A 13,682-nucleotide genomic window follows, 5' to 3' on the forward strand; every position below is an offset into this window, starting at 1 on the left:
TCCTCAGGCCGCCTTGTGCGCCGCATCCCACTCGCGCAGGGCCGCCGCATCGCGCAAGGTGACATCCGGATAGGCCGCATCGCTGCCGACTTCCGGAAGGATCTTCCAGGACCGGGCGCATTTCTGCCCTTCGGCCAGCCCCGGCACCACGGCAACGCCCTTGACGTCGTCCAGCGTGAAGGCACCGGCGGGAGCCGCCGCATCGCTCAAGCTCAGCTGGCTTGTGATCGAGATGTCGGCCATGTCGATGCCGGCGAGTGCCGCCATCAGCTCCGGGTCGGTCACATGCACCACCGGATGGGCTTCCAGCGACGAGCCGATGCGCTTTTCGCGGCGCTCGATTTCCAGCGCGCCGGTGATGACGCGGCGCACTTCGCGCACCTTGTCCCACTTGGCGGCCAGCACCTCGTCACGCCAGTCGGCCGGCAGCGCCGGGAACTGCTGCAGATGCACGGAGCTGTCCGCGCCCGGATGCCGCGCGATCCAGCTTTCCTCCATGGTGAAGGGCAGCATCGGCGCCATCCACACGACCAGGCAGGTGAACAGCTCCTCGATGACCTGCAACGAGGCCTTGCGGCGCACGGACGAGGCCGGATCGCAGTAGAGCGTGTCCTTGCGGATGTCGAAGTAGAAGGCGGACAGGTCCACCGTCATGAAGGTGAAGAGGTGGTGGAACACCTTCTTGTAGTCGAAGGCGGCGTAGCCCTCGCGCACCAGGGTGTCGAGGTCGGCCAGCCGGTGCAGCATCAGCCGCTCCAGCTCGGGCATGTCGGCAAGCGCCACCTTCTCGCTGGTGGCGTGGGCGAGCGAGCCCAGCATCCAGCGCAGGGTGTTGCGCAGCTTGCGGTAGCTGTCGACGGAGGTCTTCAGGATCTCCGGCCCGATGCGCTGGTCTTCGGCATAGTCGCCGGAGGCCACCCACAGGCGCAGGATGTCGGCGCCATACTGCTTGATGACATCCTGGGGGAAGACCTGGTTGCCCAGCGACTTCGACATCTTGCGGCCGTCCTCGGCCATGGTGAAGCCGTGGGTCAGGACCGCGTCATAGGGCGCATGGCCGCGCGTGCCGCAGCTTTCCAGCAGCGAGGAATGGAACCAGCCGCGATGCTGGTCCGAGCCTTCCAGATAGAGCACATAGTCGTTGCCGCCATCGACCTTGCGCTTGGGGCTGAGGTCGGCGCGCTTTTCCAGGCAGAAGGCGTGCGTCGAGCCGCTGTCGAACCAGACGTCGAGGATGTCGTCGATCTTGATCCAGTCACCGGCGTTGTAGCTGTCACCGAGGAAGCGCTCCTTGGCACCTTCGGCGAACCACACGTCGGCGCCTTCCGCACGGAAGGCCTCGGCGATGCGGGCGTTGACCGCCGGGTCCTTGAGGACTTCAGCCGTGTCCTTGTGGATGAACACGGTGATCGGCACGCCCCAGGCGCGCTGGCGCGACAGCACCCAGTCCGGACGGCCGGCGATCATCGAGCGCAGGCGGTTCTGGCCGGTGGCCGGCACGAAGCGGGTCTCGTCGATGGCCTTCAGCGCCCGGGCGCGCAGGGTGTCGCCGGCGCCGTCGCCAGAACCGTCAATGGCGCGGTCCATGTAGACGAACCACTGCGGCGTGTTGCGGAAGATCACCGGCTTCTTCGAGCGCCAGGAATGCGGATACTGGTGCTTGAGACGGGCAAGCCCGATCAGCGCACCGGCTTCCTTCAGCTTCTCGATGTTGGCCTTGTTGGCCGTGCCCTTCTCGCCCTTGTGGGTGATGACCTGGTGGCCGTCAAAGCCCGGTGCATCCTTGGTGTAGAAACCGTCGTCGGCAACGGTGAAGGGGATCGTGGTGTCGATGCCGCGCGCTTCCAGATCGTTGCGCTTGGCGATCCAGATCTCGAAGTCGTCGGCGCCGTGGCTCGGCGCGGTGTGGACGAAGCCGGTGCCGGCATCGTCGGTGACATGGTCGCCGTCGAGCAGCGGCACATCGAACTGGTAACCGCCCAGATCCAGGTCGCGGTAGGGATGGGCGCAGGTCAGCGCGCCGAGTTCGTCGGCGGTGACAGTACGCCGCTTCACGAAATCGGTGATGCGGGCGTTCTTGAACACCTCCTCGGCCAGCTTGTCGGCGAGGATGAGCTTGTCGCCCTTCTGCACCCAGTTGTCGTCGGCCAGACCGTCCTGCGTCACCTCATAGAGGCCGTAGGAGATGGCGGAGGAATAGGAGATCGCGCGGTTGCCCGGGATGGTCCAGGGGGTGGTGGTCCAGATGACCACGGCCGCATCGAGCAGTTCCTCGGCGGCGGCCTCGTCCTGGCCGCCGGCTTCGACAACCGGGAACTTCACCCAGATCATGTCGGACTGGTAGTCCTGATACTCGATCTCGGCCTCGGCCAGCGCCGTGTTCTCGACCACGGACCACATCACCGGCTTGGAGCCGCGATAGAGCTGGCCGGACATGGCAAACTTCATCAGCTCCTCGGCGATGACCGCCTCGGCGTCGTAGTTCATGGTCAGGTACGGATTGTCCCAGTCGCCCTCGATGCCGAGGCGGCGGAACTCGTCGCGCTGGATCGCAACCCATTTCTCGGCATAGGCGCGGCATTCCTGGCGGAACGCGATCATGGCGACCGAATTCTTCAGGTCCGGCTTCTGCTTGCCCTTGGAGCGGTAGTTCTCTTCCTCGATCTTCCACTCGATCGGCAGGCCGTGGCAGTCCCAGCCCGGAACGTAGTTGCTGTCGAAGCCCATCATCTGCATCGAGCGCGTGACGATGTCCTTCAGCGTCTTGTTCAGCGCATGGCCGATGTGGATGTTGCCGTTGGCATAGGGGGGGCCGTCGTGCAGCAGGAACTTCGGCCGGCCCTGTGCCGCCTCACGCAGGCGCTTGTAGAGGTCCATCCCCTGCCAGCGGCTGATCAGCTCGGGTTCCTTTTGCGGCAGGCCGGCGCGCATCGGAAAATCGGTGACGGGCAGATAGAGGGTCTCGGAATAGTCGCGGGATGTGGTTTCGCTCATGACGGCAATCCGCAGAAAAGGGGCGCTGGCCGCGCCCGTATCGCAAGGAGAAACCCGGCGCGCCAGACAGGCTCTGGCCGGGAGAATTCACGGCAGGTCTCCCGGTCCCTCGGCGCCGCAGGATGCGTCAGCCGAAGGCCGGGCAGCTAATTCGTGAGACACCGGGCCGCACGAAGCGGCCGGTCAGCGCAGGAAAACTCATGCTGGCTCTACTACCAGTCCGGCTGGCCTGAATAAAGCGGCAATTGCTGGAAACACTGTCGGGGCAATTTCGTTCGATCAACAGGCAAGCAGGCCCGTCGAATGACGAGCCTGCTCTGGTCGTAGGGATCAGCGGCCTGGACGTGGCGACTTGTCGAGCTGGATTTCCCGGATGATGCGGGCCAGTTCCCGCTTGTCATTGATCCAGTCGCGCGGATCGGGTCCGCCGGCAACAAGCTCTTCCTGAGGACTGATCCAGCCATCGCCGCCGCAGAAACCGCAGCGCTCCGTGTAGGGCATGGCCATGTCGGCGTGCACCTTGCCCGGTTCGTACACATCCCTTAGCGGGTGTGCATCGGCGCGATGCGGGAAGACCATCACGATCCCGGTTCCTTGGCACTCGGGGCATTCATGTCCGGGGCCCTGGTGCCGGGTATCGGGATGGCGCGGTTCGTTGCGGCCCATGATTCAGCCTCCCCGTTCCACCTCGTCACGGATGTCCTGCACGCTGCGGCCCGGGTTGCGGCGCTTTTCCGCGACGACACGCTCCTGAACCGCTGCATCGTGTTCTGCCCGCGCCTGCTGGTCCTGTGCCTCGCGCATGCCGCTGTAGGCGTCGACGACTTCGTTGACCTTGCGACCCACCTTCTCGCCCGCCTCGAGAGCGCCTTCGACAGCGCCGCCGATGACGCCCTTCACGGTTTCGCCGGTCGTCTTGCTGATGTTGCTCATTTTTCTCTCCCTGTCGTCCGGGCTCAACCGCCTCTCGTGAGGGGATGACCGAACATTTTCAATTTAATGAAAATAACGATAGGGAAGTTTGATGTGGATCAACTCATTCGCCTTATGCGAGTTTGTGGCGTGTCATGTCTACTTTTGAGGGAAGGTTGGCGCGGATCTTCGCCTTGCAGCAGGCAAGCCAGATCCCTGACGCACGCGGGCATGGGGTGTCAGGCTGTGGCCCGGAGCCGTTCGCGGTGGGCGATGTAGAGGCCGCTGGCGACGATGAGGGCGATGCCGCCCCAGGTCGGCAGATCCGGGAAGTCACCGAACACCAGATAGCCGAACAGGGTGGCGCTGACGATCTCGAGATAGTTGAACGGCGCCAGCACGGACGCAGGCGCCAGCGCAAAGGCCCGCACGATGAACCCGTGGCTGATGAAGGAGATGAGGCCGATGCCGATCATCATGGCCACATCGAGGTTCGCCGGCATGACCGGCACGAAGCCGCCGATGCCCGTGAGCGAGGCGATGAGAAGCACAACGCCCAGTGTCGCGCCGCCGCCGATTGCCGTGGTGAACTGCATCGACAGCAGGCTGTCCTCGCCGGCCAGCTTGCGTGTGATGAGCAGATAGAGGGCAAACAGCGTCGCTGTGACCAGCGGCAGCAGGGCCGACACGCCAAAGGCCGCAAAGCTTGGGCGGACGATCAGCATCGCCCCGATAAGGCCGACCGCCACTGCCGCCCAGCGGCGCGGGCCGACCTTTTCCTTGAGGAAGATCGCGGACAGGGCCGTCAGGATCATCGGCTCGACAAAGAAGATGGCGATGGCATCGGCCACCGGCATGACCTTCAGCGCGGTGAAGAAGCACAGCGTCGCGCCGGACAGCAGTGCGCCGCGCAACAGGTTGACACCCCAGCGCTGCGGCCGGAGCGTGGATAGGTTGCGGGTCCAGACAACGGCAATCAGCACCGTGATCAGGGCCTGGAAGAAGAACCGGGCAAAGGAGACCTCGAGCGCAGGGATGTGACCGGCCAGAACCTTGGCCAGAACATCCATCAACGGCACGACGCCCATTCCGGCGGTCATAAAAAGGATGCCCTGGAAGACGTCGCCCGGCTTTTCCGGGCGGGAAGCGCCTGAGGCTGGGGTGCCTTTGCTCACAACGGCACGCTGCCGAGCGCAAGGTCGAGCGGCGACAGGGGCTGCATGGCCGCAAGAGCCGCCCGCGCCTCGGCGCTGTCCCGGTCCATCTGCTCGATCAAGGCTTCCACGGAGGTGAACCTTTCCTCTGGCCGCAGGTAGGAGACAATGCTCACCCGCAGTTGCTTGCCATAGAGATCACCCGAAAAATCGAACAGGAACACTTCCAGAAGCGGCGCGCCATTGTCGAAAGTCGGCCGGCGGCCGTAGCTGGCGACCCCGTCCACCGGCTTGCCATCGACCAGCACGCGGACGGCATAGATGCCATGGCGCAGCGGGCATTCGTCGGCCAGGCGCAGGTTGGCGGTGGGGTAGCCCAGCTCGCGGCCGCGCTTCTCGCCGTGGCGGACTTCGGCCTCGACAAACCAGCGGTAGCCGAGCAGGCCGTTGGCGAGCGCGATGTCACCTTCCGCCAGCGCCTCCCGGATGCGAGAGGAGGAGATGGTGGTTCCACCCTCGTCGGTCTCGGCTTCGACAATCGTGACGCCAAAGCCATGCGCCTCACCCGACTGGCGCAGGAAGTCCGGGGTCCCGGCGCGGGCCTTGCCGAAATGGAAGTCGTGCCCGGTCACGGCATGGCGGATGCCAAGCGTGCCGATGAGGATGCGCTCGACGAAATCGGAGGCGGCAAGCCCGGCAAAATCCCGCGTGAAGGGCAGGACCAGGACACCATCCAGCCCGAAGGCCTGCATCACTTCGGCCTTGGCCTGCTGCGGCGTCAGCCGGAACACCGGCTTGTCGGGATTGAACACCGTGCGCGGATGCGGCTCGAAGGTCATGGCATAGACCGGAGCCTTGGCCGCTTCGGCAATGTCGATGGCGTGCTGCAGCACAACCCGGTGCCCGCGATGGACGCCATCGAAATTGCCAATCGCGACCACGCCGCCTTTCAGATGCTGCGGAAACCGGTCGAGGTCTTCGGCATGGGTGAAAGGCAGACGGATATCAGACATGGGCAATGCAAACCTGGCGGGACGGGACCAGCCTGATTCCGCCACGACAGGCAGCGATACATGAGATCAGGCAGCGCGCGGACCCTGCCGGTTTCACGCCCAAAGGTCAAGCACAGGGACGCCAGGCCGCAGTCAGATGCGCAGCGCCTCATCGTCGCGCGACGGCACCTTGACCATCGCCTCACCCTCCAGAACCACGGTGTCGCCCACGCTGCAGATGCAGCTCAGTTTCGCCCGGTTGCCCCGCTCCAGCAGCTCGGTGACCGTGACGGTCACGGTGACGTCGTCGCCGATGCGCACGGGCGCCTTGAAGTTGAGCGTCTGCGACAGATAGATCGCGCCGGGGCCCGGCAGCCGGGTGCCCAGAACCGCAGAAATCAGGCTCGCCGTGTAGAGGCCATGCGCGATGCGCGTGCGGAACGGGGTGCGCGCGGCGAAATGTTCCGACAGATGGATCGGGTTGCGATCCCCTGAAACCTCGGCAAATCCGACAACATCGGAAGAGCTGACATGTTTGGTCAGAGTCTCCGACAAGCCTACGGCAAGGTCTTCGTAACACAGTCGGCGTAATTCAAGCATTCTGGTGTGTCCTCTGTGCCGGAAGCTTGTTCAGCATGGACGGGAAGCTAGGCGGGAGACGCGAGCGCTTCAATACGGCTTTCGGCCAAGAAAAAAGCCCCGCGTCATTAACGCTCTTTTCAGGGCCACCCTTTAAATTGACCAGAGTATGGGGAGGCGAGGACACAGGAACGTGTCACTCTCCTGGTTGGTCAGATCGCGTCAAAAAGACCTCGTGAGGGGTCGCGTATTGACAGTATGGAGTAGACGATGGCCCTTGATCTTCAGATGCCGGTCCTCGTGGTCGATGATTACAAGACTATGATCCGGATTATCCGGAACCTGCTCAAGCAGCTCGGTTTCGAAGATATCGACGACGCTGCCGACGGCACCGAGGCGCTGGAGAAGATGAAGCAGCGCAAGTACGGTCTGGTTATTTCGGACTGGAACATGGAGCCGATGACCGGCTACGAGCTGCTCAAGCAGGTTCGCGCCGATGCAAGCCTCTCGAAGACCCCGTTCATCATGGTCACGGCAGAGTCCAAGACCGAGAACGTGATCGCGGCGAAGAAGGCTGGCGTCAACAACTACATCGTGAAGCCGTTCAACGCCCAGACCTTGAAGGGCAAGATCGAAGCGGTTTTCGCGGACTAAGCCACGTTTTGCACCCAGGCGGGACGCAACCGCGCGCCCGCCCGAGTGCCACAAACCGAATGACGAACACCACGCGGGCGCCTGCAAGCCGGATGGCACATAACCGGCAGGGCGCCGGATCACGCGGCCACGTCCAAGGCAGATGGACGGGACAGTCGTCGTTCGGACACAACAAGGAGGGCTGAACAAATGGCCACGATGACACGTGAAAACGTGGTGCGCGTGATCGAGTTTCTCGAGCAGAACCGCGACCGCGGACGGGATGTCGGACTGACGGACGTCATGCAACTGGCGGAAGTGATGTCCGGCTCCATGCATGAATTCCTGCTGGCTGTACAGCCAGCAGTGACCGGAGAACTCACCGCAATCGCGACCGAGATCTCCAAGATGAAGGAAGAGATCGTCTCCCTTCGCGCCAACGACATGAAGTCCCAGCGCATCCCGGAAGCCGGGCGCGAGCTGGACGCCATCGTCGAATCGACCGAATCGGCAACGCACACGATCATGGCAGCCGCCGAAGAGATCATGGGCGCCGATACGTCAGACGCAGCTGCCTATCAGGATCTGGTCAACAACAAGATGATCGAGATCTTCGAGGCCTGCGCGTTCCAGGACATCACCGGCCAGCGCATCTCGAAAGTCGTGTCGACGCTGAACTACATTGATCAGCGCGTTTCGACCTTCGTCGAGAAGCTGCGCATCATCGAAACCATGGAGCCTGAGATTGAGGAGACCGATGAGGAGCGCCGCAAGCGCGAGCTGATCCTCCACGGTCCGCAGATGGCTGGCGAAGGCGTGTCGCAGTCCGACATCGACGCCATGCTCGGGGACAGCCAGGCTGACATCGACAAACTGTTCGCCTGAGAGCCTCCAACGATCCAACAAAAAAGCCGGTGCAGCTTCTGCACCGGCTTTTTGTTTTCTGTCCCTTACCAGACGAGGCGCGGCAGGGCGGCGCGGGCGGAGAGGCCTTCTTCCGCAAGGCGGCGGCGGATGAGGGCCTCGTCGGGCGCGTCGCTGGCACCGAAGTCGGCGGCGTGAATGCCGCCCGTCACGAACAGAACATCGATGCCTTGCGAGTCCGCGCCGCGAATGTCGGTGGGCAGGCCGTCGCCGATGGCCAGTACCCGGTCACGAGAGAAAGCCACGCCCTGGATCCCGGCCATGCGCGCAAGGGCCGCGTCATAGATCGGCTTGTGCGGCTTGCCGAGGAGATGCACGGTCCCGCCGAGGTCCTCATACAGCCGGGCCAGCGCGCCGGCGCACCAGATCAGCTTCTCACCGCGTTCCACGACGATGTCCGGGTTTGCGCAGACCATCGGCAGGCCACGGGCAACAAGCCGGGTGAGCTGGTCACGGTAGTCGTCCGGCGTCTCGACCTCGTCGTCGAAGAGGCCGGTGCAGCTGATGAGGCCAGCGTCTTCCTCGCTCGACAGGACAATGTCCAGCCCGTCATAGATCGGTACATCACGATCGGCGCCGATATGCAGCACCTTGCCGCCCGGCTTGGCTGCAATCATCGCGCGGGTGACATCACCGGAGGTGACGATGTCGTCATAGGCATCGCGCGGCACGCCATAGTTGGCCAGCTGCTCGTGGATCTGCTCGGCCGGGCGCGGTGCGTTGGTGATGAGGATGACGCAGCCGCCGGTCTCCGCGCGGTAGCGCGACAAAGCCTCATGCGCAGCATCAAAGGCCTTCAGGCCGTTGTGCAGGACGCCCCACACATCGCTGAGCACCCCGCTGTAATCCGGCGCAAGCGTGCGCAGGCCTGGGACGAGGAGCGGGGCAATGGCGTTCATGGGGATCTCTCGAGCTGATCTGATATGATGGCGGGGAATCGGCTCTTGTCCGATCCGGATGCGGCGGACCATATACGAAGCCGGCGTCCGGCGGAACCGGGCACAAACCAGCAGCTGCCGCGTCCCTGGGAGGGCGCGGCCTGCAAGCGGAGATCTGGAACGGACATGGCAGTCAGGCAGCTCGGCGAGGCGGTGATCAACCGCATTGCCGCCGGCGAGGTGATCGAACGCCCGGCCAGCGTGATCAAGGAACTGGTCGAGAACGCCGTGGATGCCGGTGCGCGCAACATCGAGATCGTCACGGCGGCCGGCGGCAAGACGCTGATCCGCGTCTCCGATGACGGCGCAGGCATGACCGCGGCCGATCTGGCACTGGCGGTGCGCCGGCACTGCACATCGAAACTGTCGGACGAAAACCTCTTCGACATTCGCACGCTGGGTTTTCGCGGCGAGGCGCTGCCCTCGATCGGCTCCGTCGCCCGGCTGACGATCACCACAAGGCATCGGGACGAAGCCCACGCCTGGCGGATCGAGGTGGCTGGCGGCATCGAGAGCCCGCTGGAGCCAGCCGCCCGCAGTCTCGGGACCCAGGTCGAGGTGCGGGATCTGTTTTTCGCCACGCCAGCCCGTCTGAAATTCCTCAAGACCGACCGCGCCGAGGCTGCGGCGATCACCGAAGTCGTGCGCCGCATTGCGTTGGCCTATCCCGAAGTGGGCTTCAGCCTCGGCGGCTCCGACCGGCAGTCGATCATCTGGCCGGCCGCACGCGGCGAAGACCCGCGCATGGCCCGGCTGGCGCAGGTGGTTGGCGATGACTTCGTCGAGAATGCCATGCGCATCGATGCGGTGAGAGAAGGCGTACGGCTGACAGGGTTCGCGGGTTTGCCGACCTATCACCGTGGCACGGCGCAGCAGCAGTTCTTCTATGTCAACGGCCGGCCGGTGAAGGACAAGCTGCTCCTGTCCGGCCTGCGCGGCGCCTATGCCGACGTGCTGGCCCGCGACCGGCATCCGGTTGTCGTGCTCTATGTCGATCTCGATCCGGCCTTTGTTGACGTCAACGTGCACCCGGCCAAGGCCGATGTGCGCTTCCGCGACGGGCAGCTGGTGCGCGGGTTGCTGGTGGGGGCCATCAAGCATGCGCTGGTCCAGGCCGGGCATCGCTCCTCGACGTCCAATGCAGCCAGCGCCCTCGATGTGCTGCGGGCCGGCGGCGCTGGCGCAGGCGCAGCGGCAGCAAACGGGCAGGGCTGGGCGCGGCCGCATGGCCCGGTACAGGACTGGCAGGCCTCGCCCTATCGCCCCTTGCGCGAGACGTCCGGCTTTGCAGAAGCTTACCAGCCCCGGCTCGAAACAGGTGCTGATGCGGGCGGCATGGCGGCCGCTCTGGCCGGCCTGCCGCTGGCCGATCTCGCCCGGCCATCGGCCGATGCGCGGGCGCATGGTGCGGTCATTTCCGAGGATCTGATGGCGCGCCCTCTCGGGGCTGCCAGGGCACAGGTGCACGAAACCTATATCGTGTCGCAGACGCTGGATGGTGTCGTCATCGTCGACCAGCACGCCGCGCATGAGCGCCTGGTCTATGAACGCCTCAAGGAAGCGCTGGCGCGCCGCGACGTGCCGCGCCAGATGCTGCTGATCCCGGAAGTGGTGGAACTGCCCGAGGAAGATGTCGGCCGTCTGGCTGATCACGCCGAAGCCCTGGAAGGAGCAGGTCTCGTGCTGGAGCCATTCGGCCCCGGCGCGGTGGCCGTGCGCGAGACGCCCGCGCTGCTGAAGGGGCTTGATGTCCGCGCGCTGGTCCGGGATCTCGCCGATGAACTGGCCGAATGGGACAGCGCAACCGGGCTGAAGGAGCGGCTGGACCACGTTGCCGCGACCATGGCCTGCCACGGCTCCATCCGCGCCGGACGCCGGCTGCGCGTCGAGGAAATGGATGCCCTCCTGCGCGACATGGAGGCAACGCCCCTGTCCGGCCAGTGCAACCACGGCCGCCCGACCTGGATCGAGCTGAAACTCTCCGACATCGAGCGGCTGTTCGGGCGCAAGTGAGCGCAAGCGTCGGCGGCGCGATCTGGGAAAACAAAAGGCGGCCAAGGCCGCCTTTTGCGTATGCAATTCTGAGTCTGGGTCAGAACGTCCGCTCGACACGGATGGTCGTGTAGATCTCGTTGCGGTCCTTCTGCACCGAGCTGCGGTGGAAGTCGAAGTCGCGATAGGCGACTTCCGCACCGATCCCGAGCCCGCTCACCGGCTTCCAGATCAGGTTGATGTTGCCGCCCCACATGCTGAAGTCGTTTGCAGAGCGGAAGGCATCCGCATTGGCGTAGTTGGCTTCAATCGAGCCTTCCAGCTGGTCGGAGAAGTTGTGCAGGAAGCCGGCGCCGATTGCCCAGGTCTTCGTGGTGTGGCTCTTGCCACCCGAGAAGATCGCATCGGTGATCTGCGGCGTTGCCGAGATGTCATCCCAGGTGTCCTGAACGTAGCCGGAAGCTCCGTCCGCATAGACCGCCTGCAGGGCAATGTTGTCGGTCGCCCCGAACACCGGAACGTTCAGCTGAACGCCTGCACCGATGGCATAGCCGATATCGCCCTTGGTCCGGGATGCCGCGTAGCGCACGTCATGCAGCGCGCCCATGATCTGGGCGCTGCCCCAACCCTGCTCGATCCGGAGATTGGCGACGAGGTCCGGATACCGGTGACCGGCATAGGCGTCGCCGCCGCCAACCAGGTTCCAGCGTCGTGTGGTGCCATCTTCAACCGAAAGGGTCGCCGACATGCCGTTGCCAAAGGCCGCCGTGTAGGACGCCAGCCAGGTCTTGTAGTCGGTGTAGACCGTGTGGAAGTTGCCGTAGGAATAGCCGGTCCAGAAGTCGAACATCGACTGGGTACGGCCGAAGGTGAAGTTGCCGAACTGGATGAAGGCCTGATCCAGCGCATAGGCAGAACCGGTCGAGTCGCGCTGCATGTACATGTCGATGTACGAGCGGACGAGGCCATACTCGCTGTTCGTGCGGGCATCCAGACGAATGTAACCGCGGGCACGCGTTGACGTGCCGTTGGCAGCGCGCGCCCAGTTGTTCGGCTTGTCGCCGAAGTTGTTGAACCGGTACTCCACGCGAACGCGGCCTGAGATCCTCAGGCAGGTCTCGGTGCCCGGGATGTAGAAGAAGCCGGTGCCGAACGCATCACAGACACGGACGTAGTCGACCGGCTCCGGTGCCACCGGAAGGTCGGCAGCCATTGCGCCAGTCGCACCAACGGATGTGGCCATCAGGCCAGCGGCGATCAAAGTCTTGAAGTTGCGCATCACATGTTCCCCATGCTCGCATGACAACACCTCGATCCGCGACGACCAGTCCAACGACATGATTGCTGCAAGATCGAAGCTACCCACCACCTGCGAACGAGGATAGGCCAGCAATCGTCCAAGGCGATGGTCAACTTCTGTGCATCGCAATCATTCCATTGTGGCGATGCAAGCGTGCCACAGATCGCATTTTTGCTTATATTCTTAACTTGGAAAGTAGTATGTCTCTGAAATCGCAAAGGAACTGATTGGCCACTGTCCCGGTGGTCCGGTCGACGGCGGCAGATGATTGTGCGCCGCACCCTGAACCGTCGTCCTGTCATCGCCCTGTCGTGATGCTGACGCATGGCTGATTGCGGCAGCTGGAGGGACGTGGCTTGTTGCGAATCGCGATCTGGTGTGTGGCTGCGGTGATGATCGTTCTGGGCCTGATTACCCTGCCGTTGCCGATCCCGACGGGGGTGCCGCTGCTGGCCGGGGGCACGATGCTCATTCTGGCCAACAGCCGGGCGGCGACACGCTGGCTGCGTCAGCGCCGCCGGTCCAACGGACACATCAACGGCGCCTTTGCGTGGATCGAGGCCCGCGCGCCGGGGCGGCTCGGCCGGATCATCCGGCGGTCGCGGCCGCGCATTGATGTGAGCGGTGCGCCCCAGGATGTGCGCAAGCCAGCCGCCACCTCCGGTGCAAGCCCAGAGCATTGAGCTGGGTGGCTAACCGGAGGAGTGACGTCAGGCCTTGAGGAACAGCACCTGGCTGTCACCGGCGCTGCGCTGGTCCAGGATCTCGAAGCCGTCCGGCAAGGCGATGACGGCGTTGGCGCGCTCTTCCAGCACGCAAATGGCTCCGGGTGCGAGCCATCCGCCCACCTTGGCCGAGGCCAGAGCCAGCTCGCCGAGGCCCTTGTCATAAGGGGGATCGGCGAAGACGAGATCGAAGGGTTCGATGGTGCCAGCGGCCCCGAGCTTCGTTGCATCCCGGCGCAGGATCTTGGCGACGCCGTTCAGCCCCATCGTTTCCATGTTGCGGCGGATCAGGCCGCGCGGTTCGACGGCCTCATCCACGAAGGTGGCGTGACGTGCGCCACGGCTGATCGCCTCGAACCCAAGGGCACCCGTGCCGGCGAAGAGATCCAGAACCCGCACCCCGTCCAGATCCAGACCGATGCCATGCGCGAGGATGTTGAAGATCGTCTCGCGCAGGCGGTCGCTGGTCGGGCGCGTGGCGTCCGACCGGGGCGTTGCAAGTGCGGTTCCCTTGAACCGTCCGGCGATGATGCGCATCG

General features: G+C 64.3%; 13 protein-coding genes. 4 read left to right on the plus strand and 9 right to left on the minus strand.

Features of this window, described 5'->3' with window-relative positions:
* Positions 1 to 3 precede the first annotated feature (3 nt).
* The 6 genes from ileS to OVA12_RS18590 form a co-directional block, all read right to left on the minus strand.
* Complete coding sequence (gene ileS, locus OVA12_RS18565; RefSeq protein WP_268139935.1) at positions 4 to 2,994, minus strand: isoleucine--tRNA ligase; 2,991 nt, start codon at positions 2,992 to 2,994, stop codon at positions 4 to 6.
* Between the two features lie 330 nt (positions 2,995 to 3,324).
* Complete coding sequence (locus OVA12_RS18570; RefSeq protein ID WP_268139937.1) at positions 3,325 to 3,660, minus strand: hypothetical protein; 336 nt, start codon at positions 3,658 to 3,660, stop codon at positions 3,325 to 3,327.
* A 3-nt stretch (positions 3,661 to 3,663) separates the two neighbouring features.
* Complete coding sequence (locus OVA12_RS18575; protein WP_268139939.1) at positions 3,664 to 3,927, minus strand: hypothetical protein; 264 nt, start codon at positions 3,925 to 3,927, stop codon at positions 3,664 to 3,666.
* A 218-nt stretch (positions 3,928 to 4,145) separates the two neighbouring features.
* Positions 4,146 to 5,006 (minus strand): DMT family transporter, encoded by an 861-nt coding sequence (locus tag OVA12_RS18580; protein ID WP_268139941.1) that lies wholly within the window; start codon positions 5,004 to 5,006, stop codon positions 4,146 to 4,148.
* Positions 5,007 to 5,077: 71 nt separating this feature from the next.
* Positions 5,078 to 6,073: a bifunctional riboflavin kinase/FAD synthetase gene (locus tag OVA12_RS18585; protein WP_268139943.1), complete on the minus strand. Its 996-nt coding sequence runs from the start codon at positions 6,071 to 6,073 to the stop codon at positions 5,078 to 5,080.
* 132 nt (positions 6,074 to 6,205) lie between these two features.
* Positions 6,206 to 6,652 carry a MaoC family dehydratase gene (locus OVA12_RS18590; RefSeq protein WP_268139945.1) on the minus strand — a complete coding sequence of 149 codons (447 nt, stop codon included), beginning with the start codon at positions 6,650 to 6,652 and terminating at the stop codon, positions 6,206 to 6,208.
* Positions 6,653 to 6,901: 249 nt separating this feature from the next.
* Here OVA12_RS18590 and OVA12_RS18595 point away from each other — a divergent pair, with 249 nt between their 5' ends.
* Positions 6,902 to 7,285 (plus strand): response regulator, encoded by a 384-nt coding sequence (locus tag OVA12_RS18595; RefSeq protein WP_106754919.1) that lies wholly within the window; start codon positions 6,902 to 6,904, stop codon positions 7,283 to 7,285.
* 189 nt (positions 7,286 to 7,474) lie between these two features.
* On the plus strand, positions 7,475 to 8,149 hold the full coding sequence (locus tag OVA12_RS18600; RefSeq protein ID WP_268139949.1) for a protein phosphatase CheZ: 675 nt from the start codon (positions 7,475 to 7,477) through the stop codon (positions 8,147 to 8,149).
* 65 nt (positions 8,150 to 8,214) lie between these two features.
* Here OVA12_RS18600 and OVA12_RS18605 read toward each other — a convergent pair whose 3' ends face one another.
* A complete protein-coding gene (locus OVA12_RS18605) occupies positions 8,215 to 9,087 on the minus strand; it encodes a TIGR01459 family HAD-type hydrolase (protein WP_268139951.1) in 873 nt (290 codons plus the stop codon).
* 165 nt (positions 9,088 to 9,252) lie between these two features.
* Between OVA12_RS18605 and mutL the strand changes: the two genes are divergently transcribed.
* On the plus strand, positions 9,253 to 11,139 hold the full coding sequence (gene mutL, locus OVA12_RS18610) for a DNA mismatch repair endonuclease MutL (RefSeq protein ID WP_268139953.1): 1,887 nt from the start codon (positions 9,253 to 9,255) through the stop codon (positions 11,137 to 11,139).
* 79 nt (positions 11,140 to 11,218) lie between these two features.
* On the opposite strand, the gene OVA12_RS18615 is transcribed toward mutL, so the two are convergent.
* Entirely contained in the window at positions 11,219 to 12,397 is a 1,179-nt protein-coding gene (locus OVA12_RS18615; RefSeq protein WP_268139955.1) for a porin, read from the minus strand.
* Positions 12,398 to 12,774: 377 nt separating this feature from the next.
* On the opposite strand from OVA12_RS18615, the gene OVA12_RS18620 reads away from it, so the two are divergent.
* Positions 12,775 to 13,101 carry a hypothetical protein gene (locus OVA12_RS18620; protein WP_268139957.1) on the plus strand — a complete coding sequence of 109 codons (327 nt, stop codon included), beginning with the start codon at positions 12,775 to 12,777 and terminating at the stop codon, positions 13,099 to 13,101.
* A 27-nt stretch (positions 13,102 to 13,128) separates the two neighbouring features.
* Here the strand turns inward: OVA12_RS18620 and rsmD are convergent, their stop codons facing one another.
* A complete protein-coding gene (gene rsmD / locus OVA12_RS18625; RefSeq protein ID WP_268139959.1) occupies positions 13,129 to 13,680 on the minus strand; it encodes a 16S rRNA (guanine(966)-N(2))-methyltransferase RsmD in 552 nt (183 codons plus the stop codon).
* Between the last annotated feature and the right edge of the window lie 2 nt (positions 13,681 to 13,682).

Origin of the sequence: Pannonibacter sp. SL95 (assembly GCF_026672425.1) — a bacterium.
Classification (GTDB): domain Bacteria; phylum Pseudomonadota; class Alphaproteobacteria; order Rhizobiales; family Stappiaceae; genus Pannonibacter.

Bases quoted from the DNA above. Each gene is read 5' to 3' on its own strand.
- ileS (WP_268139935.1), bottom strand. From the start codon at position 2,994: ATGAGCGAAACCACATCCCGCGACTATTCCGAGACCCTCTATCTGCCC.
- OVA12_RS18570 (WP_268139937.1), bottom strand. From the start codon at position 3,660: ATGGGCCGCAACGAACCGCGCCATCCCGATACCCGGCACCAGGGCCCC.
- OVA12_RS18575 (WP_268139939.1), bottom strand. From the start codon at position 3,927: ATGAGCAACATCAGCAAGACGACCGGCGAAACCGTGAAGGGCGTCATC.
- OVA12_RS18580 (WP_268139941.1), bottom strand. From the start codon at position 5,006: ATGACCGCCGGAATGGGCGTCGTGCCGTTGATGGATGTTCTGGCCAAG.
- OVA12_RS18585 (WP_268139943.1), bottom strand. From the start codon at position 6,073: ATGTCTGATATCCGTCTGCCTTTCACCCATGCCGAAGACCTCGACCGG.
- OVA12_RS18590 (WP_268139945.1), bottom strand. From the start codon at position 6,652: ATGCTTGAATTACGCCGACTGTGTTACGAAGACCTTGCCGTAGGCTTG.
- OVA12_RS18595 (WP_106754919.1), top strand. From the start codon at position 6,902: ATGGCCCTTGATCTTCAGATGCCGGTCCTCGTGGTCGATGATTACAAG.
- OVA12_RS18600 (WP_268139949.1), top strand. From the start codon at position 7,475: ATGGCCACGATGACACGTGAAAACGTGGTGCGCGTGATCGAGTTTCTC.
- OVA12_RS18605 (WP_268139951.1), bottom strand. From the start codon at position 9,087: ATGAACGCCATTGCCCCGCTCCTCGTCCCAGGCCTGCGCACGCTTGCG.
- mutL (WP_268139953.1), top strand. From the start codon at position 9,253: ATGGCAGTCAGGCAGCTCGGCGAGGCGGTGATCAACCGCATTGCCGCC.
- OVA12_RS18615 (WP_268139955.1), bottom strand. From the start codon at position 12,397: ATGCGCAACTTCAAGACTTTGATCGCCGCTGGCCTGATGGCCACATCC.
- rsmD (WP_268139959.1), bottom strand. From the start codon at position 13,680: ATGCGCATCATCGCCGGACGGTTCAAGGGAACCGCACTTGCAACGCCC.